An 18,565-nucleotide genomic window follows, 5' to 3' on the forward strand; every position below is an offset into this window, starting at 1 on the left:
ATATGATTTACTCGCTTTTTGATGTTGTTGTATTGACTGAGGATATCCCAGGCGAAGGGCTGCGAGCTGGTATGCAGGGAGCGATAGTTGAGGTTTATACTCTGCCAATTGAAGGCTATGAGGTGGAGTTTTGTGATGCTGAAGGGCATACTGTTGCGCAACTAGCGCTATCCCCTGATCAATTTCAGATCAAGAGATAATAAAGGGAAATAGGATGGGTAAATCCTGTTGTGGGATAAGCGGGAAAGGAGGCCCCCATTAGCCGGTCTCAAGTCAAGGCTAAAAGCCAACCTGCCCTACAGCTTTTAACTGCTGGGTTTCCCCTTATCTCAACCTGCCTGGTTGAACCCGTCGTGGGAAAAGGGGACTTATGGAAAAGTGGAAAAAGGGACAGATTTATTTTTCAAGGCGTGCGTCGAAAATAAATCTGTCCCCTTTTTTGTCCAACGCTATCGTCATCATTTTGCAAAAGACGGAAAGCATCACTGTATCGAAGCTGATATCCGAACGGAATGCGATGTTTCCAGCAGTTGGGTCACGGTGCTAATGCGATAGTCAGCAGTTTCGAGCCACAAGACGCCGCTTTCCGAGCTTTGTGTAGGACCTTTGGCCCAGCATCAGTAGGCTTTGGGGTTGCCGCGAGTCAGGCAAGGTAGGCGCCTGCTGCGCAGTCGAGCGGGAGCAAGCTCCCTCGCCACGGGGGCTGTGCTCGACTTGTGGATGGGGTCAGCCATGGCAGCAACTGTGGGGCTTGGCCTCCTCGTATTTATCGTGATGCCGCACCCAGTCCATTATTTCGTCTTCGTTGCGGCCCTTGGGCGTCAGGTCGAGGTAGTTGTAGGTGCCGACCAGGATGTCCAGGCCGCGGGCGTAGGTGGAGTAGGTGTGGAAGATGTCGCCGGCTTCGTTGCGATAGAAGACGCTCAGTCCTGGGAGTTCGCCTTCGGTGCTGTCGGTTTTTTCGTAGTTGTAGGTGGCTTTTCCGGCGGCGACGTCTTCGGCATTGAGGGTGACGCCGAAGTCAGGGTTGAAGTCGCAGCCGTTGGATGAGACCCAGTCGAAGGTCCAGCCCATGCGCCGTTTGAATGGCTGGAACTCGGCGAACGGGGCGCGGGAGACGGCGACGACGGCCACGTCGTGGTGGGCCAGGTGTTGGTTGGCGCCGTCGATGTGGTCGGAGAGGAATGAGCAGCCCTGGCAGCCTTGTGTCCAGCCGGGGCCGAACATGAAGTGGTAGATGATCAGTTGGCTGCGGCCACCGAACAGGTCGGCCAGGCTCAGTTCGCCGTGGGGGCCTTGGAAGCGGTAGGGTTTGTCGATTTTTACCCAGGGCAGGGCGCGGCGCTCGGCGCTGAGTTGGTCTCGTTCGCGGGTGAAGGCTTTTTCGTGGGCCAGATGCTGGCGACGGGCTGCGAGCCATTCTTCCCGCGAGACGACCGGATGATTCTCTACGTTCATGGTGATTTCTCCTGCATGGCAGAGCTGCTGAGTGGGCGCTTCAGCAACTGGTCGTTTGGCCTTCGATGAATTCGACAGGCCGTTGGTCGGTTCAAGGCATAGACCACCCGGAAACCCGGCTGAACGGCGGCGTGGCGCCTCGGTCACAACTTAGGTAGGCATCTCACTCTTTAGAGGATGGACCAGGATGACGACTTATAACTGGGACTTGATCGAACGGTTGCTGCACGAAGTGCAGAACGGCGCCGGCCACAGCTTTACTCCTCGGCCTTATGCGGAGGAGTACGCGGCGGCGAAGGCGGCTGCAGGCGAAGAGATCGAGAACCTCGATCATCTGAAAGCGGTCGCCGGGGAGTACGAAAAATTACTGCTGGAGCGCGGCTATATCGAGCCTCGGCCGGAGGAAGAGGGTGGTAACGGTGAAAACTTTGTGCTGACGCCGCGTGGCTCGCGGTTGTTGAGCCTGATCGACAGCAGCATCCCGGGCAATGATCATCCGCGCCAAGTGCTGGATGAGCAGGACGATGCGCTGGATGAGTTTACCTTTGATGATCTGGCGTCCAAGGCGCAGATTGCCTGACAGGCCTGCACTGAGCCCTGTGGGAGCGAGCTTGCTCGCGATAGCGATTGAACAGGCAGCACATCTGTTGAATGTCAGACCGCTATCGCGAGCAAGCTCGCTCCCACATTGGATCTCCCACATTTGGATCTTCAGTGGTTTTAAGATCGTGCCGCTTTCAGGCACTTCAAATCACTGAAATCCTTCTTCACCCCATCGATTTTCTTCAGCAGCTGTTCACGCTGTGCCGGGGTGCTTTCGGCCATCAGGTCCACCAGCAGGCTGCGGGCCTGGGCTTCGGTTTTGCTGAAGGCTTCGCGGTAGGCCGGGGTCCAGAGGCTTTCGCGGTTGACTAGCAGTTGCTCGATGCGTTTCGGGAAATCCGGACTGTGGCGCTGGGCCACGGCTTCGCTGAACTGGTTCTGCCAGTGGGCGCGGTTGGCGATCCATTGCTGGTTCTGGTCGCCCAGGGCGGTGGACCAGGCCACCACGCGTTGGCGTTGGGCGATGTTGAGCGGGCCGAGCCAGTCGTTCAGGCGTTTTTCCATGCGTGCGCTGCGTTCCTGGATCTGCTCCTGCAACGTCGGCTTGAGGTATTGCTGCTGGCGTTTGCGCTGGTCTTTGACGAAAGAGGCGTCCATGTCGTCGACTTGTTCGTCACTCAGGCCTTGCAGCAATTCGATGGCCGAGGGGGTGATGGCCCGGGCGGTTTCGGCGATGGCGGCCTTGGCTTCCTGGGTGCGTTGTTGCAGGGCTTCGTCGGTCACTTGATTGGTTTGCACCATGGTTTTCAAGCGATCCAGCCAGTCGAGGTAGCCGGGCAGTTGCGTCGTGCAGTGCCAGGTCAGGTGTTCCTTGAGGCGTTCGTTGAACCAGTCTTTTTGCTCGCCTTTGATCTCCAGGTAGTCGTTGAGGGTCCAGGGGATGATCAGGTCGAGGTTGCGGTAGGCCAGGCCTACACGGCTGCAGGCGGTCAGCGTCAGCAGCAGGGCGATGAACATGGCGGTGCGTGTTAACCAGCGCGACATGAGCGAGTCCTTGCGAGGGCATGGTTGTGAAGGTGTAGCTGCTTTGTTTGAGCATCGCAGGCGCGCGGCAGTTCAGCCGATTGAATACGTAACACTTAGTAAAAAGGATTAGTAAAAAGGATTAGTAAAAAGGGTGCGCCATCTTGAGGGTCAACAGGCCGTCACATTCGCTGTTGTGGCCCGAGTACGCCGAACAGCGGCTACCGCTGAGGCTTGAGTCGCTGTAGATCAAGTCCAGGTCGATGCCCTTCCAGGGACGGGAAATTTTCAACGACCAGTCGCTGAAACTGCCCACATAGCCGTTTTCTACCGAGACCGGCGAGTTGAGCTGGTGGGTGGTGTATTTGGCGCTGATACCGATGCCGAACGGCACGTTGCCGCCCAGGTCGGCAAACAGCGTGCTGTTCTGTTTGTCTGGATCGTTGCTCAGGGCTGCGCCGAAGCGGCTGCCGAGGACGGTCAGGCCGCCGAAGAACTCCTGGCTGTCGAGGGTATCGACGGTGGGGTAGCTGTAGTGGATCAGGCCGACTTCGTAGCCCAGGGTCTGGTCGAAGGGTTGTTTAAAGCCCATGTAGGAATCGATTTCAAGGTTGGCGGACGAGGTCAGGCCGGCGCTGGGTGACCACTGGCCGACGTACCAGCCGCTGTCGTGGCTCAGGTCCAGGCCGCCATGAAACGAGCCGCTGCTGGACGGGGTGACCAAACCCTGGGCCATGCTGCGGCTGGGGGTGGTGCCCAGTTTGAGGTCGAAGTCGCCGAGTTCGCGCTGGAACACTTGCCCCTGGGCGAAGGAGCATGTCAGCAGGCTGATCGCCAGCGGAACAACAGGAATGCGCATGCTTCACTCCATGAAATAGCGAGGAGCAGGAACGGTAACTAAGCTGAAACGCTTGAGCTAGAGAGGTGCAAGGATACCGGCGAATGCTCGGCAGCGAAGGCCGTTCGTCGATTTATAGGAAATGGGTAGGGCGGGGAGGGTTCCAGTCCAAGCGCTTCGAAGCTCAAAGCGCTTTGGGACCAGGTGACGCGCAGGTTACTTCTTGCCCAGGCTGATCTGCTTGGATGGGCCGAATGTCTGGCCGCTGACGCCTTTGGCAATTTGCTGGATCTCACCGCCGGACTTGAGGAACGCAGCGATTTGGTCGTTGATCGACTCGCTGGTTTCAACGGCTGGAGCTGGCTTTGATTTGCTGTTGGATGCTTTTACGCGCATGACGGCCATTAACCTAAAGATAATTAATTGGGCCAGGTATCGTACAGGAAATACTTGACAATAGCTTGGCAAATATCCTTCGGAATGACGCTCGTGGGGGCGAGAATAATGGCCGTTTTATCCTGCAATTAGCGCCCTAAGCCACTGTTTTAAATAACAACCATGGCGCGAATATAACGCCGAGTCCGCGGGGTACGCGCCGTTCATCGCCTGACGAATGGCCAGACCTTGAGCGAAAACCCAGGAAAATCAAGGGCTGCGCCGGGCTTCTTGGCAAACCTCGCCTGTGCTCACGAATCGCGCCGCAAAACCGGGTAGAATGCCGCCCACGCAATGAGGGTACAGGAAATGGCTTTAGTCGGGCGCTACAACAGTTTGCAAGTGGTTAAACACACTAACTTCGGTTTATATCTGGACGGTGGGGCGGACGGCGAAATTTTGCTGCCCAACCGTTATATCCCCAAGGATATCCCCAGCGAAGATGAAGACTGGCTCAATGTTTTTATTTATCTGGACAGCGACGACAAACTGATCGCTACCACGGAAAAACCAAAAGTACAGGTGGGTGAGTTCGCCAGCCTGAAAGTGGTTGAGGTCAACAGCATTGGCGTGTTCCTGGACTGGGGCCTGCCCAAGGATCTGCTGCTGCCCTATTCCGAAGAAAAGCGCCAGATGACCGCTGGCGAGTACTGCGTGGTGCACGTCTACCTCGACAAGCACACCCGCCGCATCACCGCCACGGCGCGCCTGGATCGTTATCTGGACAAGACGCCGGCCAACTACACGCCGGGGCAGGAAGTTGATTTGCTGGTCGCCGAAGCCACCGACATGGGGTTCAAGGCAATCATCAATAACAAGCACTGGGGCCTGATTCACAAGAACGAAATCTTCAAGTTCATGCGTGCCGGCAAAGAGGAAAAAGGTTTCATCAAGGAAATCCGCCCGGACGGCAAGATCAGCCTGAGCTTGCAGCCAGTGGGCCAGGAAGCCGCCACCAGTCTGAACGCGAAGATCCTCGCCAAGTTGCGTGAGAACAATGGCACGCTCCCGGTCAGCGACAAGAGCGACCCGGTGTTGATCAGCAGCCTGTTTGGCGTGAGCAAGGGCAACTTCAAGAAAGCCATTGGCGCGCTCTACAAGAATGGGCAGATTGTGATTCATGCTGATCGCATTGAATTGAGCTGACTGCACACAACCCCTGTGGCGAGGGAGCTTGCTCCCGCTGGGCTGCGAAGCAGCCCCAAACCAAGTGCACTCAATCAAAGCTGACACACCGAGGTGGCATTTTCGAAGGGGCCGCTTCGCGACCCAGCGGGAGCAGGCTCCCTCGCCACGGGTTGATCTTCGCTGTATACAAAACCCTGCACCTTTAGCATGCACCCGCGCCCTGTTCGTGGGCGTATGCCTGTTCCTGCGCGGCGTTCCTCTGCGCCACACACCACGGTTTGTCTCACATTCCTCGCCTATGGCACGCATTCTGCGTAGCAACGCGTATACAAACCATGCCGGCTCCCGTGCGCAGTATGGTGAGCAGGTCGACCCGGGGGCACGGCGGTACTCAAAAGGAGCCCCGCAATGTCCGAGCAAATGCCCAACGGCTACAGCCCCCGCCTCTATAACGAAGACCTGGGCCCGCTGCCGCAGAAATGGAATTGGTACAACATCTTCGCGTTCTGGATGAGTGATGTGCACAGTGTCGGCGGCTACGTATTTGCCGCCAGTCTGTTCGCATTGGGACTGGCGAGTTGGCAGGTGTTGATTGCCTTGCTCGGTGGGATTTGCATTGTGCAGTTGATCGCCAACCTGGTCGCCAGGCCGAGCCAGCAAGCGGCGGTGCCGTATCCGGTGATCTGTCGGCTGGCGTTTGGGGTGTTTGGGGCGAATATTCCTGCGGTCATCCGCGGTTTGATTGCCGTGGCCTGGTACGGCATTCAGACATACCTGGCGTCCAGTGCGCTGATCATTGTGGTTTTGCGGTTTTTTCCTGCAATGGAAGTCTACGCCACGCCGCAATTTGCCGGTTTGTCCTACCTGGGTTGGTTCGGTTTCCTCAGCCTGTGGTTCGTCCAGGCGTTGGTGTTCTGGACGGGAATGGAGTCGATCCGCCGTTTCATCGACTGGGCCGGGCCGGTGGTCTACGCGGTGATGTTTCTGTTGGCCGGCTGGATCGTGTGGAAGGCCGGTTGGAGCAACATCAGTTTCACCCTGGCGGAAAAGTCCTTGTCCGGCTGGCAAGCCTTCGGCCAGGTGATCGTGGCGACGGCACTGGTGGTGTCGTACTTTTCCGGCCCGACCCTGAATTTCGGCGATTTCAGTCGTTATTGCCGGAGCATGTCTGACGTTCGCCGTGGCAATTTCTGGGGGCTGCCGGTGAATTTCCTGGCGTTCTCCCTGGTTACGGTAGTGATTGTTTCCGGGACCTTGCCGGTGTTCGGCGAGATGCTCCACGACCCGATCGCCACCGTGGCGCGCATCGACAACGACGTGGCCGTACTGTTGGGGGCCTTTGCTTTCGTGACCGCCACCGTCGGCATCAACATTGTCGCCAACTTTGTCTCTCCAGCCTTCGACTTCGCCAACGTCGCACCCAGCAAAATCAGCTGGCGTGCCGGGGGCATGATCGCGGCGCTGGCGTCGATTTTCATCACGCCGTGGAACCTGTTCAACAACCCCGAAGTGATCCACTACACCCTGGACGTGCTGGCGGCGTTCATTGGCCCGCTGTTCGGGATCCTGTTGGTGGATTACTACCTGATCAAAAAGCAGCAGATCGACGTCGATGCGCTGTTCAATGACGGGCCGAGCGGGCGTTATTACTACAGCGGCGGCATCAACTGGACGGCGGTCAAGGCGTTGATTCCGGCGACGCTGATGGGGGTGGCGATCACCTTCACGCCGATGCTGCAATCGATGGCCAACTTTGCCTGGTTCACCGGTTGTTTCCTCGGCGGGGTGTTGTATTTCGCCTTGGCGCGGCGTGAGCTGGCGCCGCACCCGTCGTTCAGCCCGGCCTGATCAGCGCAGGGCGGTCTCGATGCAAGGGCTCACGGCGTTTCGGCTGACGGGCCGCAGCAACAGCCCGCCGGCCAGCACCAGGCCGCTGCCGGCAATGATCAGCGCCGGTTGCAACCCGCCGCTGAAATGGCTGCTCAAGGCCGCCAGCAGCGGGCCGCTGAGTTGGCCGACGGCAAAGCAGGCGGTCAGCAGCCCGGCGTTGCGCTGGGTGGCCTGTGGCGCCAGTTCCCGAGAGCGCAGCATCACCAATTGCATGCAGGCCAGAAATGGCGCGCCACATAGGATGACGCCCAATGCCAACCCCGGCCCGCTGCCCAGCAGGCAGGCGAAGACCCCGGCCGCTTGCAGCCATAACGTACCGATCAACCAGCGACTGGTGGTGTTCGGGTCTGGTCGGCGCAGGCTCACCAGCAGCACGCCGATCGCGGCGGCCAGGCCGAAGCAGGGCCAGAACAGGTCCGCCTGCCATTGTCCGTGGAACTGCGCCGAGGCCATCTGCGAGAGGAAAGTGGCCGGAATGATGTAGCCCAGGCCGTATAAGACGTACACCGCGCCGAGCCGAGCGATGCCACGGCTCGACGTAGTGCCGGCCGACAGGGCAACGTTCGCGTTTGCGGCGGGTTGCGGCAGCATCGGCAGAATCACCAGCAACATCGCCAACGCCACGCCGGCATACACCAGCCACAGGGTCGCGGAGGTCTGACCCAGCAGGTTCGAGCCCAGGGCCAGCATGCCTGTCAGAAAAATCCCCAGCCCCGGTCCGGCAAACACCAGTGCGCCGAGCCGCGGCCGTCCTGCCGTTGCGGCCAAGGGTTGGCTCAACGCGGTGATCATCACCATCACCCAGGCACTTGCCACGCCAGTGCCGAAGCGCAGCGCCAGGTGCGGCCAGAAACCCCAGGCCCAAAACGATGCCAGGGTCAGCAACACGCACAACCACAGGCCGCCGAGCAAACGCCGCTGCACCTGTTCCGGGCGGCGGGCGAACATGGCGTCGAGCGCGCCGAGGAAGTAACCCAGGTAGTTGGCGGCGGCAATCAGACCGGCGGCGGTCAAGTCGAGCTGGCCTTCGCCGATCAAGTGAGGTAACTGAGGCGTAAGAGCAAAGCGGCCGATGCCCATGGCCATCATCAAGGCGATGAAGCTGCCGAGCAGACGAATAAGAGGTGACATGGTCGTTCTCCAGGGTTGAGGCGAATGACCGTCAGGCTAGGACTGATTGACTTTCATTAAAAATGAATAATAGTGAGTAACTTGTTCTTTTTTGGAGAAGGTCGTGGAGTTCAGCCAATTACGGATTTTCCAGGCCGTGGCCGAGGAAGGTTCCATCACCCGGGCCGCCGAGCGCCTGCACCGGGTGCCGTCGAACCTCTCGACCCGGCTCAAACAGCTTGAAGAGCAACTGGGCGTGGATCTTTTCCTGCGGGAACGTCAGCGCTTGCAGTTGTCACCGGCGGGAAAAGTCCTGCTGGACTATGCGGCCAAGCTCTTTGCCTTGCACGATGAAGCCCATGCGGCCGTGCAGGGCGGGCAGCCGGCCGGGGATTTTGTACTGGGCACGATGTACAGCACGGCGGCGATTCACTTGCCGGACCTGCTGGCCGGTTATCACCGCACCTATCCGGCGGTAAACCTGCAAGTGCAATCCGGGCCCAGCGGTGAATTGTTCGAAGGCTTGCTCACCGGGCGTCTCGACGCGGCGCTGGTGGACGGTCCGCTGGAACTGGCGGGACTGGATGGCGTGCCGTTGTGCGACGAACGGCTGGTGCTGATTACCGAGGCCGACCATCCTCCGGTACGCAGTGCGCTGGATGTCCAAGGGCGTTCAGTGTTCACCTTTCGCCAAGGCTGTTCGTATCGCATGCGGTTGGAGGCCTGGTTCGCCCATGATCACGCGACCATGGGCCGGGCGATGGAAATTGAGTCTTACCAAGGGATGCTGGCGTGTGTGATCGCTGGGTCTGGGGTGGCGCTGATGTCCGAGTCGATGCTCGCCAGCCTGCCGGGCCGCGAACGTGTGACGGTGCATCCGCTGGCCGAGCCGTTTGCCAGTGCCACAACTTGGCTGATGTGGCGCAAAGGGATGGTAGGGGCGAACCTCAACGCCTGGATCGAGCTACAGCAACAGGCGTGGCCACGAACACCCATGATGACGGCGCAATCGGCTTGAACTCCGGGAGGTGGATTTGGATCAATTCAGTAACAGATCATTGCAATCTGTAACGAGCATTGCGTAGGACTTCGGACTATTATCAGTGCGAAGGGGCCACAGAATTCTGCCGCTCGCACCACCCTGAGGGGGCACCACGATGAAAGAGAAAATCCAGAACTGGCTTCACGACCTGGGTGTCGCGCTGGGGCTGATCGAGCCGCCAATGCAACCGATACCGATCCGCACCGATGACGAGCAACGTCGCCGCCAACCGCGCCGCCGGTAAATACACCGCCGAATATTGGAGAGATCGCAGTCTTCGACCGTTTCAAACGAAACGGCCGAAGACTGCGATCTTTTATTTTGTAAACATGACGGTGACGAGGGGGTCCCTCGCCACCGGTATTGCGTTGACTCAGATCAGACGGTCTGTCTGATCGAGAGGGTATCGATTGGCACCGAAGCCCCCTTGCTACGCGGATCATCCGGCCCATACACCGCCGCCGGCTCTGGAAACACCCCAAGCAACACCAGGTACACCACCGAGGCCAGGCCCAGGGTCACCGGCAGGCTGATATCGATCCCGCCGGCCAGCTCGCCCAGCGGCCCGACGAACTGCCCCGGCAGGTTGACGAAACACAACCCCACCAATGCGCTTGGAATCCACGCTCCCAGGCCGCGCCAGTTCCATCCATGGGTGAACCAGTAGCGTCCGCCGGTTTCGCCCCGGGTGAATACTTGCAGGTCATCTGGGCAGTAGAAACCGCGCCGCACCAGCAGGCCGATGATCATGATCACCATCCACGGGGTGGTGCAGGTGATGATCAGCACGGCGAAGGTGGACACGCTCTGCACCAGGTTCGCGGCGAAGCGCCCGATGAAGATGAAGGCAATCGACAGCACACCGATCAACAGTGTCGCCTTGACCCGTGACAGCACCCGTGGGAACACGCTGGACATGTCCAGCCCGGTGCCATACAGCGACGTGGTGCCGGTGGACATGCCGCCGATCACCGCAATCAGGCACACCGGCAGGAAGAACCAGCTCGGCGAAACCGCCAGCAGCCCGCCCACGTAGTTGTTGGCGGCGATGTAGTCCGGCGCCTTGATCGCGACGATGGTGGCGGTGGCGAGGCCGAACAGGAACGGGATCAGCGTCGCCAATTGCGCGGCGATCACCGCCAGCATGATGCGGCGCTTCGGCGTGTGGCGTGGGATGTAGCGCGACCAGTCACCCAGGAACGCACCGAAGGAAATCGGGTTGCTCATGGCCACCAGCGCTGCGCCGATGAACGCCGCCCAGAAGCCCGGCTGACCGAGGGCGACGGTGCCGGCGAACTGGCTGTCGAAGGTCGGCGCGAAAGCCAGGATGCCCAGCAGGAACAACAGGCTGGCGGCCCATACGGCGATGCGGTTGACCCACAGCATGAAACGAAAGCCGTAGATGCACACCGTCAATACCAGCAGGGCGAACAGGCCATAGGCCAGGCCCAGGCTCAGGTCGGTTTCCGGCAAGCCGATCAGCCGCTTGGCCCCGCCGATCAAAGCATCCCCCGAGCTCCACACCGACAATGAGAAGAACGCAATGGCGGTCAGCAATGACAGGAACGAGCCGACGATCCGCCCGTGCACGCCGAAGTGCGCACCGGAAGACACGGCGTTGTTGGTGCCGTTGAGCGGGCCGAACAGGCCCATGGGGGCGAGGATGATCGAGCCCACCAATACCCCCAATACAATCGCCCAGACACCGGCCTGGAACGACAGGCCGAACAGCACTGGGAAACTGCCGAGCACGGCGGTGGCGAAGGTATTGGCGCCGCCGAAGATCAGGCGAAACAGATCGCCCGGGCCGGCGGTTCGTTCGTGGTCCGGGATCTGTTCGACCCCGAAGGTTTCGATTTGCGTAAGGCTGTTGTCGTTATTGTTATTCATGACCTGCTCCAATCATAAAGGCGCGCTCATCGTGTGTAAGCGTCGCCTGTTTGGCTAAGGGGGTGGCAGCCCTTCCGGCATGGCGGACAAATGTTCATGGCAGGCCAGCCATAGGCCTTGTTGTTCTTGTGCGCGGCCTTCCTGTTTGCGGAACAGGATGGTTTCGCGCTCCTGGCTAAAGTGTTGCTCCCCTTGCATGCGCAGCTCGGTGGCCACGTCATGGATGAACACCGCCACGTCCCCTTGCAGGCTGACGAAGGCGTTGCTCGAGGTGCATGACAGCACCTCGAAGCCATCCTCGGACCGCCAGCGGTCCCACAACGCCTGGTAAGCATCGCGTGACAGCAGGGGCTGTTCGAGGGTGTAGAACACGAAACTCGCGTCGGTCGTGAATGCGCCAAAGTAGGCGTCGCGGTCATTGCGGGCGAAGGCCGACACCAGTTCTGCGGCGGCCTTGAGAACCTGCTGCTGTTCGTTCATGGGCGCACCTCAGCGATGAACCACGCCGGGCAGTACGCAAAGCATCTCGTACAGCAGGTTGGCGCCCAGCAGCGAAGTATTGCCGCTGGTGTCGTAGGGCGGCGAAACTTCTACCAGATCGCAACCAACCAGGTCGAGACCCTGGCAGCCGCGCACGATTTCAATCGCCTGGATGGTGGTCAGCCCACCGATTTCCGGGGTGCCGGTGCCAGGCGCCCAGGCCGGGTCGATGCCGTCGATGTCGAAGCTCAGGTAGACCGGGCCGCCACCGACTTTCTCACGGACTTCAGCCATCAACGGTGCCAGGGATTTATGCCAGCACTCTTCGGCCTGGACCACGCGGAATCCCTGGTTGCGGCTCCAGTTGAAATCATCGGCCGTGTAGCCCTGGGCCCGCAGGCCGATTTGCACCACGCGGTCGCAATCGAGCAGGCCTTCTTCCACGGCGCGTCGGAAGGTGGTGCCGTGGGCGATTTTCTCGCCGAACATGTGGTCGTTTACATCGGCGTGGGCGTCGATGTGCACCAGGCCGACCTTGCCGTGTTTCTTGTGGATGGCCCGCAGGATTGGCAGGGTGATGGTGTGATCGCCGCCCAGGGTCAGGGGGATGACGTTGTGTTCGAGGATCTTGTGATACGACGCTTCGATGATCCGCACCGCGTCCAGCAGATTGAAGGTGTTGATCGGCACATCACCGATGTCGGCCACCGCCAGCGAGTCGAACGGCGCCGCACCAGTGGCCATGTTGTAGGGGCGGATCATCACCGATTCGGCGCGGATCTCGCGGGGCCCGAAACGGGTGCCGGCGCGCAGGGAGGTGCCGATGTCCAGCGGCACGCCGACGAAGGCCGCGTCCAGGCCGGCAGCGGTTTGCAAATGGGGGAGTCGCATCATGGTGGCGATGCCGCCGAAGCGCGGCATTTCGTTGCCGCCCAGTGGTTGGTGAAGAATCTTGTCCACGGGTAGGGCCTCATCGTTGTTTTATTTATCAGGGGCCGATTCTGCGAAAAGCGTGGAACGGGAAGAATCGCTGGGGGCAAATACTTAGTTCAGATTTTTCTAAACTAATGGAGGGCGGGGCGATAGACTTCGCGGCAGTCCCCCTGTTTGGATGAGGGGACATAGTGCCCCCTGTGGCGAGGGAGCTTGCTCCCGCTGGGCGGCGAAGCCACCCCAAAACCATTCACCTCGGTGCATCAGGCAGATTGCAGCGACAGGTTCTGCGACGGCTGCGCCGCCGAGCGGGAGCAAGCTCCCTCGCCACATAGATATCTGCAATTCCATACATCCAGCGTTCAGGAGCATCTGATGGCCAACGCTCTACCCGACCTGAAACTGCTGCGTATTTTCGTCAGCGTGGTCCGGCACCAGGGGTTCGCCAACGCCCAGCACGAACTCAACCTGTCCACCTCGGCCATCAGCACCTACATGAGCCAGCTTGAATCGGCCCTGGGCCTGGTGTTGTGTCATCGCGGCCGAGGCGGTTTCAGCCTGACCAGCAAGGGTGAGTTGTTCCATCAGGAAACCCTGCGCCTGCTGGGCGAGCTTGAAGGGTTCGAACAATACGCGGCGGCGCTCAAGGGCGAATTGCGTGGCACGTTGAACCTGGGGGTGATCGATTCCACCGTCAGCGACAAGGCCCTGCCGTTCGCCGAAGCCATCGGCGCCTACAGCCAGGAGCATCCGGCGGTGCACTTGCACCTGTCGGTCATGAGCCCTTATGAATTGCAGCTGGGCGTGCAGGACAATCGCCTGGACCTGGCCATCGGTGCGTTTTCCTCGCGCATGAGCGGGCTGGTCTACATGCCGCTGTACCGTGAGCAGCACTGGTTGTATTGCAGCAACCGACACCCGCTGTTCAACGAGCGGCGCATCCCCGAGCAAGTCATCACCCAGCAGCGCATGGTCGGGCGCGGTTATTGGAGCCAGGCCGAACTGGCCCGCCACGGCTTCAAGCACAGCGCAGCGACGGTGGAGAGCATGGAGGCTCAGTTGATCCTGGTGTTATCCGGTGCCTACATCGGTTACCTGCCCGAGCACTACGCCCAGGCTTGGGTCGACAAGGGCGACTTGCGCGTACTGTTGCCGGCGACCTTTGGCTACCAGGCGCCGTTTTCGATGATCGTGCGCCGTGGCCGCAGTCGCGAGCCGCTGATCCAGACGTTCCGCGACCTGCTCAAGGCGCAGCTCAACCAGGCCTGAGGTGCCGCCATGTCCCGAATCCATTGCCCGCGTTGCCACAGGCCGCAAAGCCATTGTCTGTGCCCATTGATCCCCAGCCTCGACAGCCGCACCCGGGTGTTGTTGTTGCAGCATCCCAGCGAAGTGAATCACGCCTTGAACACCGCCCGGCTGGCGGCGCTGGGGCTGAACAATGCCGAGTTGATCGTGGGCGAGGTGTTCGAGGATTTGCCCAGGTTGCTCAACCCACCGGGTTATCAGGCGCGCTTGCTGTTTCCCGGCGACGAGGCGCAGCCGTTGCAAGCCTATGCCCCGTCCGAGGATCCGATCCTGCTGGTCGTCCCCGATGGCACTTGGCGCAAGGCGCGCAAGTTGCTGCACCTCAATCCCTTGTTGGCGGCGCTGCCGAGGGTAGCGCTGGCCGAAGGTGGGGTGTCTCGCTACCGGTTGCGCAAGGCGCCGGGGCCCGAGGCGCTGTCGACGGTGGAGGCGATTGTCCAGGCATTGCAGACGCTGGAGGCGCCGGCGAGTTTCGAGCCGTTGTTGAGGCCGTTTGAGGCGTTGATCGAGGGGCAGATTGCGGCGATGGGGGAGGAGACCTACCAGAAGAACCATGGAGGGGTTTAGAGGCCCTTGTGGCGAGGGAGCTTGCTCCCGCTCGGCGGCGCAGCCGTCGTAAAACCTACTGGCGCGGTCTGTCTGATACAGCGAGGTGAATGGTCTTGGGGCTGCTTCGCAGCCCAGCGGGAGCAAGCTCCCTCGCCACAGGGCGAGTCAAATCCAGATCAGCGCTCGCGCATCGCCTCGGTCCGCGCCTTCAACACCGGCTTGAGCAAGTAATCCAGCACACTTTTCTCCCCGGTAATGATATCCACTGTCGCCACCATCCCTGGAATGATCAGCAACGGTTTCACATCCCCGCCCAGATGGTTTTTGTCGGTGCGCACCTGGATCAGGTAGAAGCTGTTGCCCTTGTCATCGGTGATGGTGTCGGCGCCGATCAGTTCGAGCTTGGCGCTGAGCCCGCCGTAGATGGTGTAGTCGTAGGCGCTGAACTTGACCATGGCTTTCTGGCCCGGATGCAGGAACGCCACGTCCTGGGGGCGGACCTTGGCTTCGATCAGCAGGTTGTCTTCCAACGGGACGATTTCCACCATGTCGCTGCCCGGCTGGACCACGCCGCCGATGGTGTTGACCTTCAGTTGCTTGATCACCCCGTGTACTGGCGAAACTACAGTGGTGCGGGTCACGCGGTCGTCGATGGCGATGCTCGACGCGGCGATTTTCGACAGTTCCGTGCGTTTCTCGTTGAGGTCCTTGGCCGCGTCCGAGCGGAAGGACTGTTCGGACTCATCGATCTTGCTTTTGATCTCATTGATCGCCGATTCGGCCCGAGGGATCGCCAAGGTGGTGGCGTTGAGCGAGCCGCGGATTTCCACCGCGCTGCGTTTGAGACGCAGGATCTCCACCGGCGACACGGCCCCGGTGCGCACCAGGGGCGCGGACATGTTCATTTCTTCTTGCAGCAAGCCCAGGGCGGAGCTGAATTGGCCTTGCTTGGAGCGAAACTCCGCCAGCTCCTGGGTCTTCTGTCGCAGTTGTTCGGTCAGGGTCCGTTGTTCGCTGGCCAGGCGCCGCTGCCGTTGTTCGTACAGCGAGCGCTCGTCCTCGGCCACTTGCGGGGCCTTGGCGATTACCTCTGCGGAAAGTTTAAAGGGACGGCCCTCAGCCTCGGCCGACAGGCGCTCGACCTGGGCGGTCAAGGCATAGCGGTCGGCTTCGCTCTCGCCCTTGTTCGACAGAAACCGCGTATCGTCCAGGCGCAACAGGGTGTCGCCCTTGTTCACCATCTGGCCTTCACGGACGAAAATCTCGGTGACGATACCGCCCTCCAGGTTCTGGATCACCTGGATCTTGCTCGACGGAATCGCCTTGCCTTCGCCAGTGGTGACTTCCTGCAAGACCGCCAGTTTCGCCCAGACCAGCCCGGTGATGATCAGCCCGGCGGCCAGCCACACGGTGACACGGGAGCGCCGGGGCGAATCCTGCAACGTGGCGCCGGCAGTTTCCGGCATGAATTCGCTTTCGGCGCTTTTGCTGAAACTGCCGAAGTAGCTTCGAGCGGCGGAATCCGGTGTTTGAGCAGACATGGGGCGATACCCGTCGGTTAAGTGAAATAGAGCTAGGTGCGGCTTTTTAGAAAAAAGCGGGGTGCTGCTTTTTGTGGCGAGGGAGCTTGCTCCCGCTCGGCGGCGAAGCCGTCGTAAAACCTGTCGACGCGGTCTGTCTGATGCCGCGAGGTGAATGGCCTTGGGGGGTGCTTCGCCGCCCAGCGGGAGCAAGCTCCCTCGCCACAGGTGTTGTGTGGGCTGTTAAACCGCCGCAGAGCCTACCCGTCCCTTGCGCAACGCATCGATGACCGCGTCCTTCGGCCCATCGGCCACAATCCGTCCGTTGTCCAGCACCACCAACCGGTCCACCAGGCTGAGCATCGAGGTTCGGTGGGTCACCAGCAGCACCGTCTTGCCCTGGACATGGGTGTGGAGTTTTTGTCTGAGGACGTCTTCACTGCTGTTGTCCATGGCGCTGGTGGGCTCGTCCAGCAGCAGGATCGGTGGGTCGAGCAGCAAGGCCCTGGCCAGCAGCACAGCCTGGCGCTGACCACCGGAAAGCAACTGCCCGCGCTCGCCCACCGGGCGGTCGAAACCTTGGGGATGCTGGCGCGCCAGTTCGGTGACCCCGGTCAACTCGGCGACTTCCAGCATGCGCGCGTCACTGATATAGCGGGCGCCGAGGGTGAGGTTGTCCCGCAGGCTACCGGCCAGCAACGGCAGGTCATGGGCGACGTAGCCGATCTGTTGGCGCAGGTCGGCTACGTCCAGCTGCCGCAGGTCCAGGCCATCGAGCAGCAACTGGCCTTCCTCCGGGGCATAGAAACCCATCACCAACCGTGCCAGGGTGCTCTTGCCCGAACCACTGCGACCGATGATGCCCACCCGCTCGCCGGGCTTGAGGCTGAAGCTGATATTGGCCAGCGCCGGAGCGTTCTGGCCGTTGTAGTGGAACGTCACGCCGTTGACCTCCAGCCCGCCCTGCAGTTGGGTACGGTCCAGCGGCCGCTGCTTGGCATCGCGCTCCTGGGGCAACGCCATCAAGGCATCGGTGCTGCGCATGGTGAGCTGGGCTTGCTGGTAGCGGGTGATCAGTCCGGCGATCTGCCCCAGCGGAGCGAGTACCCGGCTGCCGAGCATGTAGGTCGCCACCAGCGCGCCGACGCTGAGGTTGCCGGCGATGATGCTGTAGACCCCGGCGACGATGGTCGCCATGCCGGCCAGTTGTTGCAGGAACAACGTGCCGTTGGTCGCCAGTGCCGAGAGGTTGCGTGCGTGGCTGTCCAGGCGGGTGAGGGCGCCGTGGGTGCTTTCCCATTGATGCTGGCGTTCGCTTTCGGCGCTGCAAGCCTTGAGGGTTTCCAGGCCGCCGAGGGTTTCAATCAATAAGGCCTGGCGCTGGGCGCCGAGGGCCAGGCTTTTTTGCACGGTGTCGCGAAGGCGCACCTGGATGATCATCGCGAAGACAATGGTGAGCGGAAACGCCACCACTGGAATCACCACCAGCCAGCCACCCAGCAAGCCGATCACCAGCAGCATCAGCACGGCGAAGGGCAGGTCGATCAGGCTCGTGAGGGTCACGGCGGTGAGAAATTCCCGCAGGCCCTGGAAGTCGTGGATGCTTTGGGCAAACCCGCCGATGGTCACCGGTTTGGCCTTCATGGCCATGCCCGTGATGCGCTCGAACAGCGTGGCGGAAAGAATCACATCGGTTTTCTTGCCAGCGGTGTCCAGCAGATGGGCCCGTACCACCCGCAGGACCAGTTCGAAGCCGGTGCCGATCAACAGCCCCACGGCCAACACCCACAACGTAGAGGTGGCTTGGTTCGGCACCACGCGGTCGTAGGTCTGCATGACGAACAGCGGCACCATCAGCCCCAGCAGGTTGATCAGGAAACTTGCCAGGATCGCGTCGCTGTACAGCCAGCGCGACAGTTTCAAGGTGTCGCGAAACCACGCCTCGACCCGCGGCACCAGGGGCGAGCGCAGGTCTTCGAGTTCATGTCGCGGCCGGGCGAACAACGCCTGGCCGCTGTAGTTGGCGATCAGTTCCTCGCGGCTGACCCATTGCTCGCCACCATCGGCTTCGCTGGGCAGGATCAGTGCCTTGCCGTCCTCGCCCCAGCGCCGCAACACCGCGCAGCGGCCACCGGCCAGAATCAGCATCACCGGCAGGTTGAGCGGCGAGATGTCGCCCAGGTCCCGGCGCAGCAATCGCGCCTGCAAGCTGGCCCGGGCCGCTGCACGAGGCAGCAGGTCCAGGCTCAGGCGTTGGTGCGCCATAGGAAGCCCGGCGCTGAGGCTGGCGCGGCTGACTGTCGCGCCATGGAGTTTGCAGAGGATCAATAGACCGTCCAGCAAAGGATCGTCGAAATTCAGGCGCGGATCGGCGCCAAGGGTTGCGGGTTCCATGCTGGTCACATTGATCGTTCCCAT

General features: G+C 60.9%; 18 protein-coding genes. 8 read left to right on the top strand and 10 right to left on the bottom strand.

Annotated features, from left to right (window positions below; translation table 11 throughout):
- The first annotated feature begins 2 nt into the window (after nt 1-2).
- Nucleotides 3-200: a DUF4926 domain-containing protein gene (locus CD58_RS07570; RefSeq protein WP_025212432.1), complete on the top strand. Its 198-nt coding sequence runs from the start codon at nt 3-5 to the stop codon at nt 198-200.
- Nucleotides 201-726: 526 nt separating this feature from the next.
- On the opposite strand, the gene CD58_RS07575 is transcribed toward CD58_RS07570, so the two are convergent.
- Nucleotides 727-1,458 carry a DUF899 domain-containing protein gene (locus CD58_RS07575; RefSeq protein WP_025212433.1) on the bottom strand — a complete coding sequence of 244 codons (732 nt, stop codon included), beginning with the start codon at nt 1,456-1,458 and terminating at the stop codon, nt 727-729.
- A 187-nt stretch (nt 1,459-1,645) separates the two neighbouring features.
- On the opposite strand from CD58_RS07575, the gene CD58_RS07580 reads away from it, so the two are divergent.
- Complete coding sequence (locus tag CD58_RS07580; RefSeq protein WP_025212434.1) at nt 1,646-2,038, top strand: hypothetical protein; 393 nt, start codon at nt 1,646-1,648, stop codon at nt 2,036-2,038.
- Between the two features lie 140 nt (nt 2,039-2,178).
- On the opposite strand, the gene CD58_RS07585 is transcribed toward CD58_RS07580, so the two are convergent.
- From CD58_RS07585 to CD58_RS07595, 3 genes are all read right to left on the bottom strand, one after another.
- Complete coding sequence (locus tag CD58_RS07585) at nt 2,179-3,045, bottom strand: DUF6279 family lipoprotein (protein ID WP_025212435.1); 867 nt, start codon at nt 3,043-3,045, stop codon at nt 2,179-2,181.
- A 121-nt stretch (nt 3,046-3,166) separates the two neighbouring features.
- A complete protein-coding gene (locus CD58_RS07590; RefSeq protein WP_025212436.1) occupies nt 3,167-3,883 on the bottom strand; it encodes a TorF family putative porin in 717 nt (238 codons plus the stop codon).
- Between the two features lie 195 nt (nt 3,884-4,078).
- Nucleotides 4,079-4,267 carry a hypothetical protein gene (locus CD58_RS07595; RefSeq protein ID WP_025212437.1) on the bottom strand — a complete coding sequence of 63 codons (189 nt, stop codon included), beginning with the start codon at nt 4,265-4,267 and terminating at the stop codon, nt 4,079-4,081.
- A 339-nt stretch (nt 4,268-4,606) separates the two neighbouring features.
- Here CD58_RS07595 and CD58_RS07600 point away from each other — a divergent pair, with 339 nt between their 5' ends.
- Both CD58_RS07600 and CD58_RS07605 read left to right on the top strand, forming a co-directional pair.
- A complete protein-coding gene (locus tag CD58_RS07600; protein ID WP_025212438.1) occupies nt 4,607-5,443 on the top strand; it encodes a S1 RNA-binding domain-containing protein in 837 nt (278 codons plus the stop codon).
- Nucleotides 5,444-5,833: 390 nt separating this feature from the next.
- Nucleotides 5,834-7,273 carry an NCS1 family nucleobase:cation symporter-1 gene (locus CD58_RS07605; RefSeq protein ID WP_025212439.1) on the top strand — a complete coding sequence of 480 codons (1,440 nt, stop codon included), beginning with the start codon at nt 5,834-5,836 and terminating at the stop codon, nt 7,271-7,273.
- Here the strand turns inward: CD58_RS07605 and CD58_RS07610 are convergent, their stop codons facing one another.
- Entirely contained in the window at nt 7,274-8,446 is a 1,173-nt protein-coding gene (locus CD58_RS07610) for an MFS transporter (RefSeq protein ID WP_025212440.1), read from the bottom strand.
- Between the two features lie 103 nt (nt 8,447-8,549).
- Here CD58_RS07610 and ptrR point away from each other — a divergent pair, with 103 nt between their 5' ends.
- Together ptrR and CD58_RS31595 are read left to right on the top strand one after the other, a co-directional pair.
- Entirely contained in the window at nt 8,550-9,443 is an 894-nt protein-coding gene (gene ptrR / locus CD58_RS07615) for a putrescine utilization regulator PtrR (RefSeq protein WP_025212441.1), read from the top strand.
- Nucleotides 9,444-9,582: 139 nt separating this feature from the next.
- Nucleotides 9,583-9,711: a PA1414 family protein gene (locus CD58_RS31595; RefSeq protein WP_256222727.1), complete on the top strand. Its 129-nt coding sequence runs from the start codon at nt 9,583-9,585 to the stop codon at nt 9,709-9,711.
- Between the two features lie 134 nt (nt 9,712-9,845).
- Here CD58_RS31595 and CD58_RS07620 read toward each other — a convergent pair whose 3' ends face one another.
- The 3 genes from CD58_RS07620 to speB are packed head-to-tail and all read right to left on the bottom strand — an operon-like array spanning nt 9,846 to nt 12,797.
- The gene (locus tag CD58_RS07620) at nt 9,846-11,357 is read right to left on the bottom strand and encodes a purine-cytosine permease family protein (protein ID WP_025212442.1); all 1,512 of its coding nucleotides are present in this window, start codon (nt 11,355-11,357) and stop codon (nt 9,846-9,848) included.
- 54 nt (nt 11,358-11,411) lie between these two features.
- Complete coding sequence (locus CD58_RS07625; protein WP_025212443.1) at nt 11,412-11,837, bottom strand: YybH family protein; 426 nt, start codon at nt 11,835-11,837, stop codon at nt 11,412-11,414.
- Between the two features lie 9 nt (nt 11,838-11,846).
- Entirely contained in the window at nt 11,847-12,797 is a 951-nt protein-coding gene (gene speB / locus CD58_RS07630; protein WP_025212444.1) for an agmatinase, read from the bottom strand.
- A 348-nt stretch (nt 12,798-13,145) separates the two neighbouring features.
- On the opposite strand from speB, the gene CD58_RS07635 reads away from it, so the two are divergent.
- Together CD58_RS07635 and CD58_RS07640 are read left to right on the top strand one after the other, a co-directional pair.
- Nucleotides 13,146-14,039: a LysR family transcriptional regulator gene (locus CD58_RS07635; protein WP_025212445.1), complete on the top strand. Its 894-nt coding sequence runs from the start codon at nt 13,146-13,148 to the stop codon at nt 14,037-14,039.
- Nucleotides 14,040-14,048: 9 nt separating this feature from the next.
- Nucleotides 14,049-14,645: a tRNA-uridine aminocarboxypropyltransferase gene (locus CD58_RS07640; protein ID WP_025212446.1), complete on the top strand. Its 597-nt coding sequence runs from the start codon at nt 14,049-14,051 to the stop codon at nt 14,643-14,645.
- Nucleotides 14,646-14,803: 158 nt separating this feature from the next.
- Here CD58_RS07640 and CD58_RS07645 read toward each other — a convergent pair whose 3' ends face one another.
- Both CD58_RS07645 and CD58_RS07650 read right to left on the bottom strand, forming a co-directional pair.
- Nucleotides 14,804-16,168: an HlyD family type I secretion periplasmic adaptor subunit gene (locus CD58_RS07645; RefSeq protein WP_025212447.1), complete on the bottom strand. Its 1,365-nt coding sequence runs from the start codon at nt 16,166-16,168 to the stop codon at nt 14,804-14,806.
- 222 nt (nt 16,169-16,390) lie between these two features.
- Nucleotides 16,391-18,550: a type I secretion system permease/ATPase gene (locus tag CD58_RS07650; RefSeq protein ID WP_025212448.1), complete on the bottom strand. Its 2,160-nt coding sequence runs from the start codon at nt 18,548-18,550 to the stop codon at nt 16,391-16,393.
- Between the last annotated feature and the right edge of the window lie 15 nt (nt 18,551-18,565).

It is taken from the genome of Pseudomonas brassicacearum (genome assembly GCF_000585995.1).
Lineage (GTDB): Bacteria > Pseudomonadota > Gammaproteobacteria > Pseudomonadales > Pseudomonadaceae > Aquipseudomonas > Aquipseudomonas brassicacearum_A.